This window comes from Mucilaginibacter terrae (genome assembly GCF_042679325.1).
GTDB lineage: Bacteria > Bacteroidota > Bacteroidia > Sphingobacteriales > Sphingobacteriaceae > Mucilaginibacter > Mucilaginibacter terrae.
In genome coordinates this window covers 277,090-299,267 of the sequence record NZ_JBHTMJ010000017.1, presented here as the reverse complement: position 1 = coordinate 299,267, position 22,178 = coordinate 277,090, and the positions used below count along the sequence as shown (strand labels likewise).

15 protein-coding genes are annotated in these 22,178 nt (G+C 46.1%); 12 read left to right on the top strand and 3 right to left on the bottom strand.

The window, feature by feature from the left end:
* Positions 1–198: 198 nt before the first annotated feature.
* Entirely contained in the window at positions 199–1,545 is a 1,347-nt protein-coding gene (locus ACFQ3S_RS17485) for a glycoside hydrolase family 88/105 protein (RefSeq protein WP_377166852.1), read from the bottom strand.
* 219 nt (positions 1,546–1,764) lie between these two features.
* Between ACFQ3S_RS17485 and ACFQ3S_RS17480 the strand changes: the two genes are divergently transcribed.
* The 12 genes from ACFQ3S_RS17480 to ACFQ3S_RS17425 all read left to right on the top strand — a co-directional run bounded on the left by ACFQ3S_RS17480 (position 1,765) and on the right by ACFQ3S_RS17425 (position 18,828).
* Positions 1,765–2,706: a glycoside hydrolase family 43 protein gene (locus ACFQ3S_RS17480; RefSeq protein ID WP_377166850.1), complete on the top strand. Its 942-nt coding sequence runs from the start codon at positions 1,765–1,767 to the stop codon at positions 2,704–2,706.
* Between the two features lie 89 nt (positions 2,707–2,795).
* Positions 2,796–3,821 (top strand): family 43 glycosylhydrolase, encoded by a 1,026-nt coding sequence (locus ACFQ3S_RS17475; RefSeq protein ID WP_377166848.1) that lies wholly within the window; start codon positions 2,796–2,798, stop codon positions 3,819–3,821.
* A gap of 25 nt (positions 3,822–3,846) precedes the next feature.
* The gene (locus ACFQ3S_RS17470) at positions 3,847–3,987 is read left to right on the top strand and encodes a hypothetical protein (protein ID WP_377166846.1); all 141 of its coding nucleotides are present in this window, start codon (positions 3,847–3,849) and stop codon (positions 3,985–3,987) included.
* Positions 3,988–4,019: 32 nt separating this feature from the next.
* Positions 4,020–5,351 carry a rhamnogalacturonan acetylesterase gene (locus tag ACFQ3S_RS17465; protein ID WP_377166844.1) on the top strand — a complete coding sequence of 444 codons (1,332 nt, stop codon included), beginning with the start codon at positions 4,020–4,022 and terminating at the stop codon, positions 5,349–5,351.
* Between the two features lie 14 nt (positions 5,352–5,365).
* On the top strand, positions 5,366–6,598 hold the full coding sequence (locus ACFQ3S_RS17460; protein ID WP_377166842.1) for an oligogalacturonate lyase family protein: 1,233 nt from the start codon (positions 5,366–5,368) through the stop codon (positions 6,596–6,598).
* 66 nt (positions 6,599–6,664) lie between these two features.
* Positions 6,665–8,083: a glycoside hydrolase family 28 protein gene (locus tag ACFQ3S_RS17455; RefSeq protein ID WP_377166840.1), complete on the top strand. Its 1,419-nt coding sequence runs from the start codon at positions 6,665–6,667 to the stop codon at positions 8,081–8,083.
* Between the two features lie 12 nt (positions 8,084–8,095).
* The gene (locus ACFQ3S_RS17450; RefSeq protein ID WP_377166838.1) at positions 8,096–10,417 is read left to right on the top strand and encodes a glycoside hydrolase family 2 TIM barrel-domain containing protein; all 2,322 of its coding nucleotides are present in this window, start codon (positions 8,096–8,098) and stop codon (positions 10,415–10,417) included.
* 100 nt (positions 10,418–10,517) lie between these two features.
* The gene (locus tag ACFQ3S_RS17445; protein WP_377166836.1) at positions 10,518–11,282 is read left to right on the top strand and encodes a rhamnogalacturonan acetylesterase; all 765 of its coding nucleotides are present in this window, start codon (positions 10,518–10,520) and stop codon (positions 11,280–11,282) included.
* Positions 11,283–11,289: 7 nt separating this feature from the next.
* Positions 11,290–12,087 carry a rhamnogalacturonan acetylesterase gene (locus ACFQ3S_RS17440; RefSeq protein WP_377166834.1) on the top strand — a complete coding sequence of 266 codons (798 nt, stop codon included), beginning with the start codon at positions 11,290–11,292 and terminating at the stop codon, positions 12,085–12,087.
* Positions 12,088–12,262: 175 nt separating this feature from the next.
* Positions 12,263–15,241, top strand: coding sequence for a glycoside hydrolase family 2 protein (locus tag ACFQ3S_RS17435; protein WP_377166832.1), 2,979 nt, complete (start codon positions 12,263–12,265; stop codon positions 15,239–15,241).
* 9 nt (positions 15,242–15,250) lie between these two features.
* Positions 15,251–16,390 carry a glycoside hydrolase family 88/105 protein gene (locus ACFQ3S_RS17430; RefSeq protein ID WP_377166830.1) on the top strand — a complete coding sequence of 380 codons (1,140 nt, stop codon included), beginning with the start codon at positions 15,251–15,253 and terminating at the stop codon, positions 16,388–16,390.
* Entirely contained in the window at positions 16,390–18,828 is a 2,439-nt protein-coding gene (locus ACFQ3S_RS17425; RefSeq protein WP_377166828.1) for a glycoside hydrolase family 31 protein, read from the top strand. The genes ACFQ3S_RS17430 and ACFQ3S_RS17425 overlap by 1 nt, the downstream gene beginning before the upstream one ends.
* A gap of 413 nt (positions 18,829–19,241) precedes the next feature.
* On the opposite strand, the gene ACFQ3S_RS17420 is transcribed toward ACFQ3S_RS17425, so the two are convergent.
* Both ACFQ3S_RS17420 and ACFQ3S_RS17415 read right to left on the bottom strand, forming a co-directional pair.
* Entirely contained in the window at positions 19,242–20,768 is a 1,527-nt protein-coding gene (locus tag ACFQ3S_RS17420) for a rhamnogalacturonidase (protein WP_377166826.1), read from the bottom strand.
* A 368-nt stretch (positions 20,769–21,136) separates the two neighbouring features.
* A complete protein-coding gene (locus ACFQ3S_RS17415) occupies positions 21,137–22,135 on the bottom strand; it encodes a glycoside hydrolase family 43 protein (protein ID WP_377166824.1) in 999 nt (332 codons plus the stop codon).
* Between the last annotated feature and the right edge of the window lie 43 nt (positions 22,136–22,178).

Genomic DNA, 22,178 nt, shown 5'->3' with positions numbered 1-22,178 from the left:
GGGTGAGTGTGTTTCATGTAAATTGCAATAAGGCTGGTTGTTTAACCCACAGGCAAGATAAGTAATTGATTATTAATCTGCAAGGGAATTGTTTTACAAAAATTTGTAAAATATTACCGTGTTTAAAAAGACGGTACCCCCGCTGTTCGAAGTTATCTGACTTCGAACCACCATGCCAATAGTCTCCAAACTATCAATTTAATTCTTCATCATCACCGCGCTATCATTCACCTCAAATGTATGCTTCTTTAACAAATTAATCACCTCGGCGCCGGCCAGTAAAACCGGACCATAGCCGTGCGCGGCATACACGTTAACCGGGCGGTAGTAGTAAAAAGCCGGGTCGAAGGCCATGCCGGTGCCTACACAAACATTTTCTACCTGTCCTTGGGCGTTTACCTGGGTGGCGGTGGCATTCCAGGCCAGCAGGGTAGCCGGGCCGTAGGCCTTACCGTTTAACCAGCCCTGGTTAATGCCGCGGGCAAAACAGTAAGCATAAATAGCCGTGGCCGAGGTTTCAAGGTAGCTATCGTTATGGTCTAACAGTTGATGCCAAAAGCCTTTGCTGCTCTGGTAGGCCACTAAGCCTTTAGCCAAAGCCTGGTATTGCGCCAATACGGCTTTGCGGCCAGGGTGTTGTTCGGGTAGTACGTCTAACAATTCGGTCATGGCCATTAAGGCCCAGCCGTTGGCGCGGCCCCAGTGAAACTGCGGGTGCACATCCATTTCCTGTACCCAGCCGTGCATGTAAACGCCTTTCTGGGTGTTAAACATGCGGGCACTAAACTGCAAAACCTGTTTTACCGCATCATCGTAATATTTAATATCGCCGGTAAGTTTACCCATTTGTGCCAGGGCGGGTACGCTCATAAACATATCGTCGAGCCAAAGGGTATTCATTAGCGGGCGGTTGCGGGCCAGGGTGCCGTCGGCAAAGCGCTGTTGCTTGGTGCTAATGAAGCTGATAAAATTATCGGCCATGGGGCGCATATTGGCCGATGCGCCACCTAACCTGATGGTTTTAATAGTAGCTGCGCATAAGGCGCCGGCATCGTCTAAAGCTTCGGGGTCTATAACCGAGCGCAGCGGGTTGCGGCGTGCCGGTTTTTGTAAAGGTAGTTTTTTAAACACCGGTATGGCATCGGCCAAAAAATTCAGGCGTGTTTTGGTATAATCGGTATAGCGGTTATCGCCGGTGGCTTCCCCTGCCAGCAACATCCCGGCATAGGTTACACCCCACTCGTAACTGGTAAGCCGGAAATCGCCGGGTTTAAATATGGTGCCGGTATCAGCCTTGGCTAAAGTAACCGGGGTGTTGGTGCCGCGCTTTACAAACTGTGCAGGTGTGCCATTATCCAGGTAAACGAGTATGCGGTCGAGCGTGGTTTTAACCTGGGCAGGAGTGGTTACATCGTAAGGGGTAGGGTAGTTTACCTTTAAGGCATGCAAGGGCGTAACCACATCGTTTACCTTTTGGCTAAAGGCCAGGTGGTTGGTCAGTAATCCGCAGCAAAGCAGTAATCCGGCTTTTGTAGCTTTCATCATAATGGGGTAAATACGTTAAGGCTATGCCACAATAGTGTACACATAGCTGGTTTATAATTTTATAAAAGTTTGGCACTAATAGTAATTTGCGCTAAACAAATTAAGTTTAAATTTATGATATATAAATAACCGGAGCCGACAGTATAGGATGGTTAAACCATTTCATGGTAAAGTAATCTCATTACCTTTGGGTAATTTGCCCCACTTTATAAACCATTTATGATGAGAAACCTGTATATTTTCTTCCTGCTGCTATTGGTATCGGCAGGTGTACGCTCGCAAACTGCCCCTAAAGACGTTTATGCATTTTGCTATTTTAAAGGCAGTAGTGCCGATGGCCTGCACCTGGCCGCCAGTACCGACGGGCTGAAGTGGCAAGCCCTTAAAGGCGATAGCTCTTTTTTAAAACCGGCAGTAGCTAAAGATAAGCTCATGCGCGACCCCTGCATAATACGTGGTGTCGATGGATTGTTCCACATGGTGTGGACCGTAAGCTGGAACGATAAGGGGATAGGATACGCCAGTTCAAAAGACCTCATTACCTGGTCGGAACAGGAGTTTTTACCCCTTATGGCCGCCGAAGCTGGTACCCGGAACACCTGGGCGCCCGAGGTAACCTACGATGCCAAAAGTAAGGATTACATGATTTATTGGGCCAGCACCATTACGGGCCGGTACCCCGCAGCCGATACTGTTGCCGAGAAAGGTTATAACCACCGTATTTACTATACCACTACTAAAGATTTTAAGCAATTTGCCCCAACCAAGCTGCTGTTCGACCCGGGTTTTAATAGCATCGATGCCACCATTTTGCCATACGGTAAAAAGTTCATCATGTTTTTAAAGGACGAAACCGTGAAGCCCGTGCAAAAAAATATTAAAATAGCCTATGCCGATAAACTGACCGGGCCTTACAAACAGGAAGGCGAAAAAATTACCGGCGACTACTGGGCCGAAGGGCCAACCGTACTGCAAAAAGATAAGCAGTGGATTGTGTATTTTGATAAGTACCGCAATCATAAATACGGTGCCGTTACCTCAACCGATTTAAAAACCTGGACCGATATTTCCGACCAGATCCAGCTGCCTTCGGGCATCCGTCATGGTACGGTTTTCAAGATCACCGCTGCCGAGTTTGAAAAATTGAATGCAGCGAAATAAGTAGCCACGTTAAGCTTTTTGGGCATTAGGCACTGCTACATGGCGCACCTGTGAAAAAATAAGGAAATATGAAGTTTTTTGAAAAAAAAATGAACTTATTTAAGATTCTACCAACTATATTTTTATTGCTCATTTCAGGGTTCAATGTGCAGGCGCAAGCAAGTAAAGCCGGCAAATTAGCTCCCAAACCGCTTTTTCGGGACCCTGTTTACGATGGTGCTGCCGATCCGGTGGTGATCTGGAACAAGGCTGAAAAAAAGTGGTTTATGTTTTACACCAACCGCCGTGCCAAGGATACCACTATAGGTGGAGTAGAGTGGGTACACGGTACCCGCATTGGCATAGCCGAATCAAAAGACGGGGCCACCTGGAGATACCGCGATACGGCCGACATCGGGTACCGTCCAACCAGCGGTTATACGCACTGGGCACCCGAAATTATAGAACACAAAGGCTTGTATCACATGTATTTAACTTATGTGCCGGGTGTGTTTAAAGACTGGGCACACCCGCGTAATATCCTGCATTTAACCAGTAAAAACCTGCTCAAGTGGAAATACGAATCAACCCTTAAACTGGCCAGCGATAAACTGATAGATGCCTGTGTGTTTCGTTTGCCAGATGGCAACTGGCGCATGTGGTACAATAATGAGCGCGACCATAAATCCATCTACTATGCTGACAGTAAGGATCTTTACACCTGGGTCGACGGTAAAAAGGCCGTAGCCGACCAGGGTGGCGAAGGTCCCAAGGTGTTTGAATGGAAAGGTAAATACTGGATGATAACCGATGTGTGGCGCGGTTTAGCCGTGTATAGCTCTGCCAACCTTGTGAACTGGAAACGCCAGCCCGACAATATTTTACAAGTACCCGGCACCGGCACGGATGATGGTGTAATAGGCGGGCACGCCGATATTTTAGTGCATAATAACAGGGCATACATCATCTACTTTACCCATCCCGGCCGTACTACTCCACCGGCTGCAAGTCAGTATAACAGGCAGCGTAGCTCGCTGCAAATAGCTGAGCTAAAGGAGGCAAACGGTATCATTACCTGCGATAGAGACACGCCAACTTACGTTAAACTGAACTCAAGCCAACCAGCTTCCCAATAAAGGTTTGCGGTGCATATTGTACTGTATGTGTAACAATCATGCTAAAAAGGGCTTCCCCTTCGGGGCGGTGGCGGGCTTTCAGGACGGTACAGGATACCCATTAGCTACAGTTAAAATAAATTTGACCTACAGTATTATAACCAAACCTGCATCGTTGCAGGTATAAACCGCTGTAAAACATTTAATTTATAAAATATTATGAGGACAACCTCTGTAAAATTACTGGCATTATCGTTAACTACGGTTTTTTCGGGCATGGTTATGAACGCTTGTGCCCAAAGCATTCCTTCAAGTTATAAATTTGATTTTGGAAGCGGTAAGCCTAAACCCGGTTACACACAAGTTAAACCCGGTAAAACCTATACCGATACCTATGGGTTTGATTTTGGCAGCACTGCAAAAGCTGTAACCCGAAAAAATAAAGCTAATACGGGCTTTATCACCACTGATTCCTCATTTTACTTTTCGGTAAAGGTACCCGAGGGTAATTATAAAATTACCGTAACCCTGGGAGATGCCGATGGCAGCAGCCTTACTACGGTTAAGGCCGAATCGCGGAGGTTGATGCTCGAAAAAGTAGCTACCAAGCCTGGCGAGCTTAAAAAAGTTAGTTTTATTGTAAATGTGCGTAAACCCGAAATTAGTACGGGCGGGCGGGTATCATTAAAAAGCCGTGAAAATGGCAAACTTGACTGGGATGACAGGCTAACGCTTGAGTTTTGTGATAGCAAGCCCTGTTTAGCGGCTTTGGAAATTGAAAAAGTAGAAGATCAGGTTACGGTTTACCTGTCTGGTAACTCCACCGTTGTAGACCAGGACGATGAACCCTGGGCTTCGTGGGGGCAAATGATACCGCGGTTCTTTAAACCCGGCGTAGCCATTTCCAATCATGCCGAATCGGGTCTTACATTAGGTAGTTTTGCAGGAAGTAAGCGCCTGGATAAAATCATGAGCACAATTAAACCCGGCGATTATTTATTTATAGAGTTCGGCCATAACGATCAGAAAGAGAAAGGACCTGATGACGGTGCTTACAAATCATACACCGAGCGTTTAAAACTCTTTATTAGTAAAGCCCGCGAGCGTAAAGCTATCCCGGTTATTGTTACTTCTACCGCGCGCCGTTCGTTTAACAGCGAAGGTAAAACGGTAAATACACTGGGCGATTATCCCGATGCCGTTCGCAAGGTGGCTAAAGAAGAAAATGTAGCCTTGATAGATCTTAACGAAATGAGCTCCCGTTTTTACGATGCCATGGGCGTTGAACCATCTAAAAAGGCATTTGTACATTACGCGGCCAATACATTCCCCGGCCAGACAAAAGCGCTGCAGGATAATACCCATTTTAATACCTACGGTGCTTACGAACTGGCTAAATGTATCATAGAAGGTATAAAAGCATCTGATTTAAGCTTAAAGAAATACCTGGTGGATATGCCCGCTTTTGATCCGTCGAAACCCGATGCTGTTGAAAGCTTCAACTGGCCTATGAGTCCTAAAAATTCTACTGTTAAACCCGATGGTAATTAATTAAAACAGCCGGCATGAAGAAAAGATTTTTAGGACTGCTATTGGTTTTAAGCTGCCATGCGGTAGTAACTAAAGCGCAACCGGTGCTCGAAACCGGCGCGGGTAAACTGCCCATGCCGGTTAATGAGTGGATAGATAAAGATACAGGACATAAAATTGTGCGTTTGGTGGATCGCGCCGGTGGTAATACGAGTTTTTACTTTAATAATAATTGCTTTGTGCCCCAGCGTAAAAACGAGGGCGATCTGATGGTGTTTTCGGGGGGTACACCTCAAGGCCGCCAGCTATTTACCATTAACCTAAAAACAAAACAAACCTTACAGTTAACCAATAGGCTCAAAGTTGGCGGCGAAATGGTTTGTCCTAAAACGCGCGAAGCTTTTTACCAATGCGGCGACAGTGTTTTTGCAGTCAATGTGGATACCCGTACAGAACGGTTTATTTATGCTTTCGATCCGGCGTTTAAAGGCAGGGTTGGCACCATAAATGCCGACGGTACTTACCTGGCCTGCGTAAAATCTACAGGTGAGCAGGAACGCGAGATTTTAAAACAATATCCCGAAAAGAAAGACTTTTTTCCGCGTATTTACGAGGCACATATCGAGCATACCTTATATACCCTCAATACCATAACTAAAGAACTTAAAGAGGTTAACAAAGAGAACGAGTGGACTAATCATCTGCTGTTTTCACCTACCGATCCCAATATCTTATCCTATTGCCACGAAGGGCCCTGGGAAAAAGTGGACCGTATTTGGAACTACAATATTAAAACCAGTAAATCCACCCTTATGCACAAACGTACCATGCCAATGGAAATTGCAGGCCATGAGTTTTGGTCGCCAAAGGGCAATACCGAGTGGTTCGATCTGCAAAAACCTAAAGGCCAAACTTTCTTTTTAGCCGGTTATGATCTGAAAACCCGTAAGGAAAAAATCTACGAAATGAACCGCAACGAGTGGTCTATCCACTTTAATGTAACGGCTAACGAAAAACTGTTTTGCGGCGATGGCGGCGACCCAGGCCAGGTAGCCAAAGCGCCAGATGGGATGTGGATCTATTTGTTTAGGCCCGAAGGAGACCGGTTAAAGTCGGAAAAGCTAGTGAACATGAAAAACCATGGTTACAAGCAAGAACCTAATGTGCATTTTTCGCCCGATGAAAAATGGGTCATCTTCCGCGCCAATTTTGAAGGGCACGATGAGATCTATGCCGTTGAGGTAGCTAAACCGGCAAAAGCCGAATGATATTTTTTTTAATGCCCCTCTTTAGAGGGGCAGGGGTATGTTAAACACCATACAAGATTACGAACTATGAACAAACACCTACCATTAATAGCCGCGTTTTTATTGCTGCTTAATTTGCCCCTGGCCAAAGCGGCAACCGAACCGGGCTGGGTAAAAACTGTAGGTGCCAAAAAATATCCTGCCAAAACCAAAGCCTTTTGGGTAAATAATTATGCTGCCGTTAACGATGGTAAAACCTTAAATACCAAAGCTATACAACAAGCCATTGATAAATGTGCGGCTGCGGGCGGAGGTATTGTAAAGTTTAAGCCGGGTAAATATTTAACAGGATCGTTATTTATTAAAAGTAATGTAAACCTGCAACTGGATGAAGGAGCCGAATTGTTAGGCAGCCAGCATATTGAAGACTATCCCGAAATAGATAGCCGTATAGCTGGTATAGAAATGAAATGGCCCGCTGCTTTGTTAAACATATCGGGAGCCAGTAATGCGGCTATTACGGGTAAAGGGCTGGTTAACGCCCAGGGAAAACCCTTTTGGGACCTGTATTGGAACATGCGTAAAGAGTACGAACCTAAGGGTCTGCGCTGGATAGTGGATTACGATGCCAAACGTCCGCGTACCTTACTGGTTGCCAATTCTAACAATATCACTATTAAAGATATTACCCTGCAACAGGCAGGCTTTTGGACGGTTCAATTGCTGTATTCTAACCAGGTTACGGTTGATGGAATCATTATTCGTAATAATGTGGATGGGCACGGGCCCAGTACCGATGGAATAGATGTAGATTCATCAACCCGCATATTGATACAAAATTGTGATATTGATTGTAACGACGATAATTTTTGCCTGAAAGCCGGGCGCGACTGGGACGGGCTGCGTGTGAACAAACCCACCGAGTATGTGGTGATCCGTAATTGTGTAGCTGGCGCAGGGGCTGGTTTGCTAACCATAGGAAGCGAAACCTCGGGTGGTATAAAGCACGTTTTTGCTACAGATTTAACAGGTAAGGGTACCAGTAACGGGTTAAACATCAAATCGGCCACTACGCGCGGCGGCACTGTTGAGGATATCCACTTTCAAAACATTACTATGAACGGTGTGGGCACGGTATTTCAGATCACGATGAACTGGAACCCCAGCTACAGCTATTCTAAACTGCCCGATGGTTATACAGAAAGTACGCTGCCACCACATTGGAAAAAAATGCTCACCAAAGTAGAGCCCGAAAGCAGAGGTTTACCGCATTTTAAAGATATTTATATCTCTAATATTAGAGTAACCGGTGCAAAAAAAGCGGTAAACGCTATCGGGCTTGATAATTCTGTACTGGAGAATTTTCAATTTAATAACGTAAAAATTACTGCGTTAACGGCCGGCGATGTGAAGTTTGCCCAAGGCTGGCAATGGAATAACAGCAACATCACCACTACCGATAATACCCAATTGAACATACCAAACCTGGCTCAAACCAAGCCATAACCATTTATTTTTATGACCAAGAGATCCTACTTTATTATCCTCTTTCTGCTGGCCGCAACTATGGTTGCTAATGCCCAAAGCACACCAAGGGTCATCACCTCTTTTGATGACAACTGGCTGTTTTACAAGGGCGATGCCACTGGAGCCGAGCAAACTGCTTTTAACGATAAGGCTTGGCGCAAGCTAAACGTACCACACGATTGGAGTATTGAAGGCCCGTACGACCAGGCTAACCCAACCAGCCGGGGTGGTGGCTATTTACCCGCAGGTATAGGCTGGTACCGCAAACAATTTACGCTTGGCAAGGCCAGCGCCGGTAAAAACGTAACCATTGAGTTTGATGGTGTAATGACCAATAGCGATGTGTGGATTAACGGGCATCATGTGGGCAAAAGGCCCTACGGTTATATTAGCTTTACTTATGATCTAACACCTTATATTTCTTACGATAAACCCAATATAATAGCCGTAAAGGCCGATAATAGTATTCAGCCGGCATCGCGCTATTATACTGGCGCGGGTATTTACAGGCATGTAAGGCTGGTGCAATATAACCCGGTGCATTTTACTCCCTGGAGCGTGTATGTAACCACACCGGTTGCCACAACAGCAAAGGGCACGGTTAAAGTGCAGGCGCAAGTGGTAAATCCTACTAAAATAGCAGCCGATTATAAAGTAACCACTACCATTATAGATGCCACCGGTAAAACGGTAAGCACGGCAAGCAACAGCCAAACTGTAGCCGCAGGTAAAATGGCCGATTATACTTTAGAAGCGCAGGTGGCCGATCCTAAACTCTGGAATTTGGATCAGCCCGTACTTTACACTGCTGTAACACGTGTTGTTAAAGGCAGCGAAGTAATAGACGGTGTAAAAACCACTTTCGGTATTCGCGAAGCCAAATTTGAGGCCGCTACCGGCTTTTGGCTTAATGGTAAAAACATTAAAATTAAAGGCGTTTGCTTACACCACGATGGCGGCGCTGTAGGCGCAGCCGTACCGTTAGGTGTTTGGGAAGAACGCTTTAAACTACTTAAAGAAGCCGGTGTGAACGGTATCCGTACTTCGCACAACCCGGTGGCACCTGAGTTTTTAGACCTGTGCGACCGTATGGGCTTTGTGGTGATGGACGAAACCTTTGATACCTGGACGGCTGCCAAAAACAACGGCGAAAAAGGCTATAACCTATACTTTACCGAGTGGTGGGAACGCGATACCCGCGATATGGTGATGCGCGACCGTAATCATCCATCTGTAGTAATTTATAGTGTTGGTAACGAAATACATGATAGCCTGAAAGATTCGGCCGGGTTTAAAAAATACCGCGATCAGCAAAATTTGGTACATCAGCTCGATCCGGGACGTCCTGTTACCATGGCCTTGTTCCGTCCAAACGTATCGGGCGTTTATGCCAACGGCTTTGCTGCTATGATGGATGTGGTAGGTCAAAACTACCGCGAAAACGAATTGGTAGCTGCGCATGAGGCTCACCCCGATTGGAAAGTGATTGGTACCGAGAATACCCACGTATTAAACATGTGGCTGGCCCTGCGCGATAAGCCTTACATGGCCGGTCAGTTTTTATGGACCGGTATTGATTACCTGGGAGAAGCCGACTGGCCCGAAACCACGAACAACCAGGGTTTATTTGACCGCGCTGGTGGCTGGAAACAACAGGCCCTGCAACGCCAGAGTTGGTGGAGCGATAAGCCGGTGGTGCACATCGTTCGAAAATCGGATAATGCAGGTGCCGGTAACTGGGTAGCCAACTGGACCCCGACCGATTTTGATACCTACGATAATGCCAAAGTGCAGATCTACAGCAATTGCGATGAAGTAGAGTTGTTCCTCAACGGAAAATCTGAAGGAGTAAAAAGCAAGCCTGCCAACGATTCGCCACGCGAATGGGACCTTACCTTTGAGAAAGGGACTATCAGGGCTGTAGGCCGCAATAAAGGCAAAGAAGTAGCCTCCGAAGAATTTAAATCGGCTGGTGCGCCAGCTAAAATAGTGTTAAGCGCGAGTCAGAATAAGTTAAGCAATAACTGGGATGCTGTATCTATAGTAAAAGCAACCCTGGTTGATGCCAACGGCATACCCTGCCCCAATGCCGATAACCTCATAAAGTTTGCCATTACCGGTGCAGGCATGATACAAGCGGTTGATAACGGAAATATTTTAAGTCACGAAGCCTACCAGGCCAGCGAGCGTAAGGCATTTCAGGGCAACTGTATAGCTATTGTAAAAGCAACCGCCCCCACAGGTACCATCATCTTTAAAGCCAGTATGGCCGGTTTACCCGATGCTACGCTCACCTTACAAGTAACCAAATAATCCGATCTTCTCTTTTAAGCCCTCCCTCCCGGGGAGGGTTTGGGAGGGGCTTCTTTAAACCATTATTGTAAATAACACTCATACCACTATAAACCAATATATGAAAGCATTAAAAATTACCGCATTAGGAGTAATGGCCCTAATGGTCACCCTGGCTTTTAAGCAGCCAGCCAAGCCGGTTATTTATTTAATTGGCGACTCTACCGTTCGTAATTCTGACAAAGAAACTTGGGGCTGGGGCTCCATCATTGGGCAGTATTTTGATCTGGATAAGGTTGGTGTAAATAACCAGGCCATGGCCGGTAGAAGTACGCGCACTTTTATTAAAGAAAACCGCTGGCACCGGGTTGATTCGATGTTGAAAAAAGGCGATTATGTACTCATGCAGTTTGGCCATAACGAAGGTAGTAAACCCGATACCAACAAGGCCGGTTACCGTGGCGTGCTTAAAGGCACCGGCGAAGATACCGTAAGCCTGACCTGGCCCAACGGAACTAAAGAAACCGTTCATACCTACGGCTTTTACCTGCGTAAATTCATCCGTGAAGCCAAAGCTAAAGGTGCTACGCCAATTGTGCTGTCGATGATACCGCGTAACCAGTTCAAAGATGGTAAAGTACTCCGTGCCGATAAAGATTATGGCAAATGGGCTAGAGAAATTGCCGAGCAGGAAAAAGTGGCGTTCATAAACCTCAATGGCATTACGGCCGATAAATATGATGTTTGGGGAGCCGATTCGGTAAAGAAATTTTTCCCTTCCGATCATACCCATCCCAACAAAATGGGTGCTACCGTAAACGCGCAATCGGTGGTAGAAGGCATAAGGGCTAATAAATCTATCCAGTTGAATAAATACCTAAAATAATAAGCAAATGTTGAGTAATAAAGTAAAAACCGGTTTAGCCGGCATAGCGCTGGCGGTAATCACCAGTGTACTGTTTTCCTTCATCCAAAAACCTAAACCTACGCTGTACCTCGTGGGTGATTCTACCGTGAAGAACGGCAAAGGCAAAGGCGATGGCGGCTTATGGGGATGGGGCAATTATATTGGAAGCTATTTCGATACTACAAAAATTAATGTGGAAAACAATGCCTTAGGCGGAACCAGCAGCCGTACCTTTCAAACCCAGGGCTGGTGGGATAAGGTACTGGTGAAAATTAAACCGGGAGACTATGTAATGATGCAGTTTGGTCATAACGATTCGAGCCCGCTGGTTGACAGTTCACGCGCCCGCGGCACCATTAAAAACAATAGCGATGAGTCACAGGAGCTTTATAATCCACTAACTAAAAAAACCGAAGTTATCCATAGTTATGGCTGGTACCTGCGTAAAATGATTGGGGAAGCTAAAGCAAAAGGCGCAACGGTAGTGGTATGTTCCCTTATTCCGCGCGATAGCTGGAAAAACGGTAAGGTTAACCGCAGTACCGATAGTTACGGTTTGTGGGCTTCGCAAGCTGCCAAACAAGCCGATGCAACGTTCATAGATTTGAATACGCTGGTAGCCGATGTGTATGACCAGGAAGGGCAAGACAAGGTAGGCACCGTATATTTTACCAGTAAAGACCATACCCACACCATTGAGGAAGGTGCTAAACTAAACGCAAAACTGGTTGCCGGGGGTATTAAATCGGCTTCTAAACTGTCGTTAAGCAAGTATTTGAAATAATACAGACGACTATATCTTAATTAAAATGTTAGTATGAGCTTGTGGAAGACTTAACAAATTGTATAAGAATTCCACAAGCTCATACTAACAACTATTTTATTACGGGGTTCAAATAAATTTCAGGCCCAGGCAAGGGTAAAACCTTGTATGGGTATCATTATCATAACCAACCTTTATGCAGAAGAGACATTTACTTATTACCCTATTGGTCATGATGGGCATGGCAGGCGTAAAGCAGGTAACTGCACAAGAATTGCCAACGGCAAGGGCTAAGTACAACTTTAATATTGGTTGGAAACTGTTAAGCGGCGATACCACAGGCGCCGAAAAGCCGGAATTTAACGACGCCGCCTGGAAAAGTGTAACTCTGCCGCACGCCTTTAATGAGGATGATGCGTTTAGTAAAGACATTCATGATTTGGGCGTGGGTATTAGCTGGTATCGCAAAAAGTTCCGTGTACCTGCGGGCAGTGCTGGTAAAAAGCTGTTTTTAGAGTTTGAAGGTATCCGTCAGGGAGGCGAGTTTTACCTCAATGGCAAATCTATTGGCCTGAGCGAAAATGGGATTATGGCCTTTGGTTTTGATATTACCGATAAGGTGAACCTCGATGGTGATAACGAAATTGCAGCCCGTATAGATAACCGCTGGGACTACCGCGAAAAGGCCACCAACAGCCAGTTTCAATGGAATAACGCTAACTTTTATGCCAATTACGGAGGTATCAACAAAAACGTAAATTTATACGTAACCGATAAACTGTACCAAACATTTCCCTTATATTCTTCCTTTAAAACTACCGGAACTTACATTTATCCGCATGATTTTGATGTAAAAGCGCGCAAAGCCACCATTACGGTAGAAGCGGAGGTAAAAAATGATAACACTTCGCCTCAAACAGTTCAACTGGAAGTTTCGGTTGCCGACAGGGATGGTAAAATTATCAAAACAGTAACAGCTGGTAAGGCTACCATAGCTGCCGGGCAAATGCAGGTTTTAAAAGCCGACCTGCCGCTAACCAACCTCAACTTTTGGAGCTGGGGCTACGGCTATTTATATGATGTGTACACCACCCTTAAAGTAAACGGTAAGGCCGTTGATGTGGTAAAAACCCGTACAGGTTTCCGCAAAACCGAATTTGCTAATGGCATGGTTACTTTGAACGACCGCGTGCTGCAAATGCACGGTTATGCGCAGCGCAGTACCAACGAGTGGCCGGCTTTAGGCAGCGATGTGCCGGCCTGGATCAGCGATTACAGTAACGGATTAATGGTAGAAAGCAATGGCAACCTGGTACGCTGGATGCATGTAACCCCTTCTAAACAGGATGTAGAATCGTGCGATAGGGTAGGACTCATTCAGGCTATGCCTGCGGGGGATGCCGAGGGCGACCCTAAAGACCGCCGCTGGCAGCAACGTTTGGAGGTAATGCGCGACGCCATCGTTTATAACCGAAATAACCCGAGCATCCTGTTTTATGAGTCTGGTAATAAGGGCGTTATCGAAGAGCACATGAAAGACATGAAGGCTATCCGCGATGAGTTTGACCCGCATGGTGGCCGAGCTTCGGGCTCGCGCGAAATGCTGGATAATAAAACCAACGCCGAATACGGAGGTGAAATGCTGTATATTAACAAAAGCGCCCGCATCCCTTTTTGGGCTATGGAGTACTCACGCGATGAAGCCTTGCGCAAATACTGGGACGAATTTAGTCCTCCGTACCACAAAAATGGCGACGGCCCCAAATACAAACAGGAAAGCGGCTTTAATTACAACCGTAACCAGGATTCGCACGCGGTAGAAAATGCCGTTCGCTGGTACGATTACTGGCGCGAGCGTCCGGGTACGGGCAAAAGGGTAAGTTCGGGCGGAGTAAATATTGTGTTCTCCGATTCTAATACTCATTTCCGTGGTACCGAAAACTATCGCCGCAGTGGCGAGGTTGATGCCCTGCGTATTCCTAAAGATGGTTATTATACGCACAAGGTAATTTGGGATGGCTGGGTTGATCCTAATAAAAAGGGCATTCATTTAGTAGGCCACTGGAATTATAAGGCAGGAACCCAAAAAGATGTGTATGTGATTTCAACCGGCGATAGAGTTCAATTACAGCTTAACGGTAAATCATTAGGCTACGGTGAGCAAAGCAACCAGTTCGTGTTCACCTTTAAAAATGTGAGTTACCAGCCAGGCGAGTTAAAAGCCATCAGTTTTGATAAAGCCGGTGTGAAATTAAACGAAGAAACTTTAAGAACAGCCGGCGAGCCTGCTGCTTTAAAACTGACCCCGCATGTTGGCCCTACTGGCTTAATGGCCGATGGCAGTGATATTGCCCTGGTAGATGTTGAAGTGGTGGATGCCAAAGGCCAGCGATGCCCAACGGCATTAAATATGGTCAACTTTACCGTAAGTGGTCCTGCCGAATGGCGCGGCGGTTTAGCTCAGGGACCGGGCAACTATATCCTGGATAAAAGTTTGCCGGTGGAGTGCGGTGTGAACAGGGTGATCATACGCTCGCTTCCTCAAGCCGGTACCATTAAAATAGAAGCTAATGCCAATGGTTTAAAAGGAACGGCTCTTACGCTTACCTCAAAACCGGTGCAGGTAAACAACGGCATCACCAGTTACTTCAGTTCGGCAGCATTAAAAGGAAGTCTGCAACGCGGACCAACGCCTGCTGGCCCATCATATACGGTAAGTCGTGAAGCTATCGGTATTGCAAGTGTAACCGCAGGTTCGCATTTGGATAGTGCCAAAGCCAGCTTTGATGATAACGAACTAAGCAACTGGAAAAGCGATGGCAAGGTAGAGAACGGCTGGATCAAATATACTTTTGCCAAACCCGAACTCATTAACGAGGTAACTATGAAGCTGGAAAACTGGCGCAACCGTAAATACCCCATCCGCATAAAAGTGGATAACCAGGTGGTATTTACCGGCGAAACTACGCAAAGTTTAGGTTATGTAACTTTACCACTAAAACCTGTTACTGGTAAAACATTAACGGTAGAACTGATAGGCGCCAATACCGATAAAGACGGCTTTGGCTTGGTTGAGGTTACCGGTAAAAAAGATGCCGGTGGTATGGCTATCCCTGCAAAAAAGAGCACAGCTATTTTAGCTATAAACGAAATTGAGATCTATCATAAATTATAATACGTATTGATGAGTAAATTAACACTTCCGGTATTGGTGGCAGGTTTGCTGCTGGTTGCCCCCTTTAAAGGTTTACAGGCGCAAAAACTTCCTTCTAAAGCTAAAATTGTAAGCGATATGGCACTGGCCAATAATTATTTCGTAAAGAAATGGCCCGATCCGGGTACGCCAACCAATGTAAATAAAGTGCGTACCAGCAACCTGTGGACCCGTGCCGTGTACTACGAAGGATTAATGGCCCTGCACAAGATAGATCCTAAAAGGGAATACTATAAATATGCATTTGATTGGGGAATGTTTCATAAATGGGAACCACGCGATGGCCTGAAAACCCGTAATGCCGATAATCAATGCTGCGCTCAAACTTACATTGAGCTTTACGAGATCGACAAAAAGCCCGAATACATTGAGCCCATCAAAAAGAATATTGATATGATGCTGGCCGGCGAAAAAATTGACGACTGGAACTGGATAGACGCGCTGCAAATGGCTATGCCGGTGTTTGCCAAATTGGGTGCTATTTATAAAGATGACCGGTACTATGAAAAAATGTACGAGATTTATAAATACTCCAAAGATGTGCATGGTGGTAAAGGTTTGTACAATGCGCAGGAGCGTTTATGGTGGAGGGATAAAGATTTTGTTCCGCCGTATAAAGAGCCAAATGGCGCTAATTGCTACTGGTCTCGTGGCAATGGCTGGGTGATAGCCGCAATGGTACGCGTGTTAGAAGTGATGCCTAAAAACGCCCCTCACCGCGCCGAGTACCTGAAGATGTATAAGGATATGATAACAGCCCTGGTGCCCCTGCAACGTACCGATGGTTACTGGAACGTGAGTTTAATGGACCCTACCAATTACGGCGGTAAAGAACTGACAGGTACCGCTTTATTTGCTTACGGCATGGCCTGGGGTATTAACAACGGCGTGTTAAAAAAGAAAACTTATCAGCCCATTATAACCAAAGCATGGAACGCTATGATTAAAGATTGCCTGCACCCCGATGGTATGCTGGGCTTTGTACAAGGCACAGGTAAAGAACCCAAAGATGGTCAGCCGGTAACGTACGATCATATTCCCGATTTTGAAGATTACGGTTTAGGTTGCTTTTTACTGGCCGGTAGCGAGGTTTACAGATTAAGCAAGTAATGAAGAGATTTTATAGGTTACTGGTTTTAAGCATAGCTGCACTTTCGGGCGCACACGCACAAACCGTTAAAGGTTTAGTGAAGGATGGTAGCAACTATGTATTTAAAGTTAAAGGCGAAAGTGTAAAGCTGCAGTTTTGCTCGCCCACTATGTTCCGGTTGCGGATGAGCCAGGGCGGTAAGTTTGAGGCCGATGAGTTTTTAATGCAGGAAAGTTATAGCTGGCCTAATGTGGCGGTTAAGGCAGCATCAACTAAAACCGGTGTAACATTAAGCACGGCCAGTATTAAAGTACAGATCAGTAATGTACCATTTAAAGTAAGTGTATATAATTTAGCAGGTAAGCTTTTATCGGCCGATGCGGATGGTGCCTGGAAAAAAGGCGAAGCTTCGGGCAGTACCAAGCTGTTGCAGGCCGACGAGCACTTTTTTGGCTTTGGCGAGCGTATGAACTTTATAGACCAACGCAATAAAAAACTGAACCTGAATGTTGGACGTGGCAAGAGCATAAACGAGAACCATTTAGTTGGTGCTTACAATATTAACGAAGCCAACTATGCGCCTGTGCCGTTTTTTATGAGCACGCGTGGTTATGGTGTGTTCCTGCATTCGGCTAATGCCACTACCTGGGATATGGGCAGCCATAATAATGAGCAATACAGTTTTAGTACCAAAGGCGGCGAACTGGACTATTACTTTATGTACGGCCCCGATTTTCCGGCCATTCTTAAAAGCTATTTGTCCATAACCGGTAAAGCGCCTATGCTGCCCAAATTTGCTTTCGGTTTACACATGGGTACCTATAGCGGCGGCACCTGGAGCCATGAAGAGCAAACGTCGGATGCTTATGTGGTAGCACTGGCCCGCAAAATGCGCGAAATGGGTATTCCGGTAGATATTTTGATACTGGATTCTACCTGGCGTTTGTTTGGTAAAATCGGCGGCAAAGGGGCTACTTCTTTTGAGTGGCGCGAAACCTTTAAAAACCCCAAGGCCATGTTCGATAGCATTTATGCTATGGACTATAAAATTATTGGCCTGCACCTGCGCCCGCGTTTTGATAATGGTAAAACATACGATCTGCTTGACCAGGCCCGCGCCAAAGGATATACCTTTCCTGAGAACGGTAAGCCCGGCGAGTTCGTTAATTTTTTTGATCAAAAAGCTACAGACTGGTGGTGGAACAACGGCGTAATGCGTGTAGCATCCATCGGTGCCAAAATGTTAAAGACTGATGAAGGCAGCGCTTTTGGTGCATTAGCCAACGAAAGCGATAAGGTAGGCCCAACCGGTAAAGATGCCGAAAAGCTACACAATGTTTTCCCTATCGCTTATGCTAAAGCACCATACTTAAAGTTCCAGGAACTGAACGGTTTCAGAGGCGTGAACCAAACCCGCGAGGGTTATGCCGGGATTCAACGTTACCCATATATTTTTGCGGGCGACTGGCCGAGCGAGTGGCAATACTTTGCCCCGGTTATTAAGGCAGGTTTAAATATCGGTCTTTCGGGCGTGGGTTACTGGTCGCACTGTATGGGGGGGTTTGAGCACGTGGCCGATCCTGAGCTGTACATCCGTTGGGTTCAGTTCGGTATGTTTAGTCCGGTGGCTATGGTATTCGGCATGGATCATCCCGGCTATAAAGAACCCTGGAACTATGGTGCCGATGCATTGGGTAATTTTAAGAAATACGATCACCTGCGTTACCGTTTAACGCCCTACATCTACAGCAATGCCTATACCCAATATGAGAGTGGACTGCCATTGATGCGCGCACTGGTACTGCAATACCAAAACGACCCCAATGTATATGATATTGCCGATCAGTACCTATTTGGCAACAACATCATGGTGTGCCCGGTAACTACCAAAGGTGCCCAAACCCGCACCGTTTACCTGCCCGAAGGCAACTGGGTAAACTACTGGAGCGGCGAAAAATATACAGGCAAACAGTATGTTCACATATTAAGTCCGCTTGACCAATTGCCCATGTTTGTGAAAGCAGGCAGCATTATCCCTATGCAGCCCGAAATGAACTACATGGATGCCAAACCGGTTGATGAGATTACGCTGGATATTTATCCATCGGCCAGTTCGAGCTTTGACCTATATGAAGATGACGGCCTGAGCCTGAAATATAAACAAGGAGATTTTAGTCAAACACATATCAGCAGTGTTTTAACCGCAATAAATTACAGCTTAACCATTAGCAAGCCGCAAGGTAAATTCATACCAACAAGTCATGCCTATACGGCCAAAATACATTGGGATAAAGGAGCCCCCGGCAGCGTAACCGAAAACGGTGAGGCTGTAAAAAAAGCCGGTAATGCCGATGACCTGGTTAAAGCATCGGGCTGGTATTATGACAAAGAAGCCAAATTGCTTTGGATAAAAACCATCCATAGTAACCGGGAGCATATTGCGGTTAGCGTAAAGTAACTATTTGACTTTGTAGAAGCCACATATCAAAAGGTATGTGGCTTTTTTGTGATTTTTTTTTATATAAACCATGGGTGCGGTCAGTGCCATTAAGTTAAGGGATTAATAATGCTCCGTAGAGCTACCTGTTTATATCAAAGAGGTAAGCGTGTTTTTATACCTCGTAGAGGTTACCCTTAATAGCTATTTAGGGGTAGCACCTACGGCGCAAAATATTCATTAATACAAATTACTACAAACAGGTAGCCCCTAACGGGGCATAAAACACTAACTTAAATACATTGGGGGTGCGGTGGAACGGTGCGTTTGGCGGGGCGGGGTTTTGCCGCTAAGCTTTGCAACTGGGTTACCTGTTATTGGATTAAACCCCTCCCTGCCTTCCCCAGGGAGGGATGTAGCTTCGGTTATGTTGGCTATTTTATCTCTTTAATCAATTTCTTATCCACCGACCCCTTCGGCAGTATTTCAAACCCGGTAACTTTATTCAACTGATACAGAGGCTGCCCGTTGGGTACCTGCGCCTTAACCTGGTTTAAAGTAATCCCTTTTACATCATCCAAAATAATGGGTACACGGGTTTCGGTTGATAAAAAGCTGACTTCTACATTGTTGAGCTTGATGTTTTTGGCATGGCGAATAAAGAAACCGTAAGCGGGCAGTACACCAAACTTTTCGGGTTCGGGGTAAAGCTTTTCATGCTCGGGCACTATCTGCTGAATTTTACTGACAGCCGAATCGATAGGCCGGTAATAAATGCGGATATTGTTCAGCTGCACATCCTCAATATCGTGCCCGGGGATGCCGGTAATTAAGGAAGAAAAGTGCGAATCGGCGTTGTAAACCACTAAATTGCTGATTATTACCCGCTTTAAACTACCTACCGGTGTACCGGCAGGCGCGCGCATACGGGCACCCAGGCGCAAAAATATAGGCGAATTCACTACATCGCGCATGGTAATGTTGGTAATGGTAATATCCTCTAAACTGGCGCCATCAACGGTTTCTAATGCCAGGCCACGGCAAAACTGAAAAGTACAGTTGCTAATAGCAATGTTCTTAAAGCCGCCATTACTTTCGGTACCAAATTTAATGCGACCGGTTGGCCCCTCATGGTCGGGTACCAGTTTGGCTTCTTTGCGCTGGTAAGTGCCATCGGCAAAGGTACCCCGGTCAAAACCGCTTACATTACAGTTGGTTATGGTAATATTTTCGCAGGCACGGTTATAGCCCAAAGCATAAGAGCTTTTCAAACAAATACCATCATCCCAGGGCGAATTAATGGCGCAGTTGGCTATGCGCACGTTTTGGCAGCAGTCAATATCCATGCCGTCGCGGTTGGTATCCATCATCACATTGTCGATGGTAAGATGGTCTACCCCGGTTGCTAACAACCCGAAATGGCCGCCGTACAATACTGTAAAATCCTTAAGCATTACATTGCGGCAAAGTTTTAGTGCTATGGCCTTGTTACCCTGGGTACTGCCCGGCCTGGAATTACGGGTTAGCCCTTTACCCCAGATTTTACCCGGCCCTACAATGGCAATGTCCTGCAGGTTTTCGCCCCAAATGAGGCTATTATGCCAGTGGCTGTGGCCAAAATCCTGGTATGCGCCACCGGCTGGGTTAGGTTCGGCCTCGTCTAAACCGCTATCGGCAGCTATTAAAGTGCAGCCTTGTTCGAGCCGCAGGGTAATCTTACTTTTAAGGTGGATAGAAGCACTTAGGTAATTACCCGCCGGAAAATATACGGTACCACCACCCGCTTCGGCTGCGGCATTAATAGCCTGATTAATGGCTTTGGTATCTAAGGTCTCTCCGTCGCCTTTAGCACCATAGATACGGATGTTGTACCAGTTAGCTTGTGCAAAACCGTTGGCCGCCAAAAGTACTATAGAAAATAAGAGGATAAATCGCTTCATTAATTGTTCAGACTTCTTCATTAAATTACATATTTTTTCAAAACACAATTATTATTGGATGGAAGAGGCGATGCGATCGCCGACCCATGTTTTAGTACTTATGGCAGATGAGTGCAAGGTAGAAATCGCAAGGTGCTAAACTGCTACTGCCACTCACCCATGCCACTCCTTCGCCTCTAACCTCAAACTTTCCTCCTTGGGGAGGGGTGCGGTAGGAACAGTGCGGTAGCAGGGAGGGGTTTAACTGTTAAGCTTTGTGAAATGGCTGCTTGTCTTCGGGTTAAACCCCTCCCTGCCCTCCCCTGGGAGGGATGTATTGGCTACCACTCACCCCTGCCACTTTTCGCCTCGGACTTCAGACTTCGGACTTCCCGACTTCATACTTTCTCCTACTTAACCTTTTGAACTCCTTCGCCCGTCATCACCACACGCTTCATGGTGCCATCGGGGTTATAATACAAATAATCTATACAAACCGAGCGGTGGAAACTGCCATGATCAGGCGTTATGGCGCCGTTGTGGTAAATGAAATAATCTTTACCCTTAAAGGTAATAATAGCTTGGTGGTTGGTGTTAGAATTGCCTGCTATTTCGTTAAGGATGCCTTTGTACTGCCAGGGGCCTTTAATGCTGCGGCTCATGGCATAGGCAATTTTTTCGGGGAATAAGGTAGCGTACGATAGGTAAAACCAGCCATTACGTTTGTGCAGCCAGGGCGCTTCGGTAAATTTGTGCAGTCCTTCTACTTTCATAATTGGGCCGTCCAGTTCAGTCATGTTGCTGTTGAGTTTGGCGTAGTGGCAAGTAGTATTGCCCCACATGAGGTAGGCCTGACCGTCATCGTCAATAAAAACGGTGGGGTCAATATCGTCCCAGCTAATTTTGGCCTCGGTGGTCATATCGTTGGTAATTATAGCCGATCCGCGGGCATCTTTAAACGGACCGATCGGGCTGTTGGACACGGCTACACCAATAGCCTTGCCATGTATAGTGCCGTGGTTAATAGCCACGTACCAGTAAAACTTGCCGTTGCGCTCAATTACCTGCCCGGCCCAGGCATCGTCTTTTGCCCAGGCGAAGTCCGTAGTTTTGAGGGGGATGGAGTGCTCGGTCCAGGTTACCATATCGGGCGATGAAAATACCAGCCAGTTGTGCATTACATAGCGGGCCTGGTTTTTGGGTGCCACATCGTTACCGGTGTACAGGTAAACTTTATCTTTGTAAACCATCGCAGCCGGATCGGCAGTGTATTTATGCGTAATAATAGGGTTGCCTGTGGAATGGATCACGGTATCGGCAATGGTTTGTGCATAGCCGAAATTCCCCAGCAAGCCCGATAGTGCCAGCAAAGCGGCGGCTTTTAAAACAGAAAAATCAACAATTTTCATAAGTTATAATCGGTATATCTATTAGCATTATGGCCCGGTTAGT

Coding starts and splice junctions, on each gene's coding strand:
- ACFQ3S_RS17485 (WP_377166852.1), bottom strand. CDS start 1,545: ATGATGAAAGCTACAAAAGCCGGATTACTGCTTTGCTGCGGATTACTG.
- ACFQ3S_RS17480 (WP_377166850.1), top strand. CDS start 1,765: ATGATGAGAAACCTGTATATTTTCTTCCTGCTGCTATTGGTATCGGCA.
- ACFQ3S_RS17475 (WP_377166848.1), top strand. CDS start 2,796: ATGAACTTATTTAAGATTCTACCAACTATATTTTTATTGCTCATTTCA.
- ACFQ3S_RS17470 (WP_377166846.1), top strand. CDS start 3,847: ATGTGTAACAATCATGCTAAAAAGGGCTTCCCCTTCGGGGCGGTGGCG.
- ACFQ3S_RS17465 (WP_377166844.1), top strand. CDS start 4,020: ATGAGGACAACCTCTGTAAAATTACTGGCATTATCGTTAACTACGGTT.
- ACFQ3S_RS17460 (WP_377166842.1), top strand. CDS start 5,366: ATGAAGAAAAGATTTTTAGGACTGCTATTGGTTTTAAGCTGCCATGCG.
- ACFQ3S_RS17455 (WP_377166840.1), top strand. CDS start 6,665: ATGAACAAACACCTACCATTAATAGCCGCGTTTTTATTGCTGCTTAAT.
- ACFQ3S_RS17450 (WP_377166838.1), top strand. CDS start 8,096: ATGACCAAGAGATCCTACTTTATTATCCTCTTTCTGCTGGCCGCAACT.
- ACFQ3S_RS17445 (WP_377166836.1), top strand. CDS start 10,518: ATGAAAGCATTAAAAATTACCGCATTAGGAGTAATGGCCCTAATGGTC.
- ACFQ3S_RS17440 (WP_377166834.1), top strand. CDS start 11,290: ATGTTGAGTAATAAAGTAAAAACCGGTTTAGCCGGCATAGCGCTGGCG.
- ACFQ3S_RS17435 (WP_377166832.1), top strand. CDS start 12,263: ATGCAGAAGAGACATTTACTTATTACCCTATTGGTCATGATGGGCATG.
- ACFQ3S_RS17430 (WP_377166830.1), top strand. CDS start 15,251: ATGAGTAAATTAACACTTCCGGTATTGGTGGCAGGTTTGCTGCTGGTT.
- ACFQ3S_RS17425 (WP_377166828.1), top strand. CDS start 16,390: ATGAAGAGATTTTATAGGTTACTGGTTTTAAGCATAGCTGCACTTTCG.
- ACFQ3S_RS17420 (WP_377166826.1), bottom strand. CDS start 20,768: ATGAAGAAGTCTGAACAATTAATGAAGCGATTTATCCTCTTATTTTCT.
- ACFQ3S_RS17415 (WP_377166824.1), bottom strand. CDS start 22,135: ATGAAAATTGTTGATTTTTCTGTTTTAAAAGCCGCCGCTTTGCTGGCA.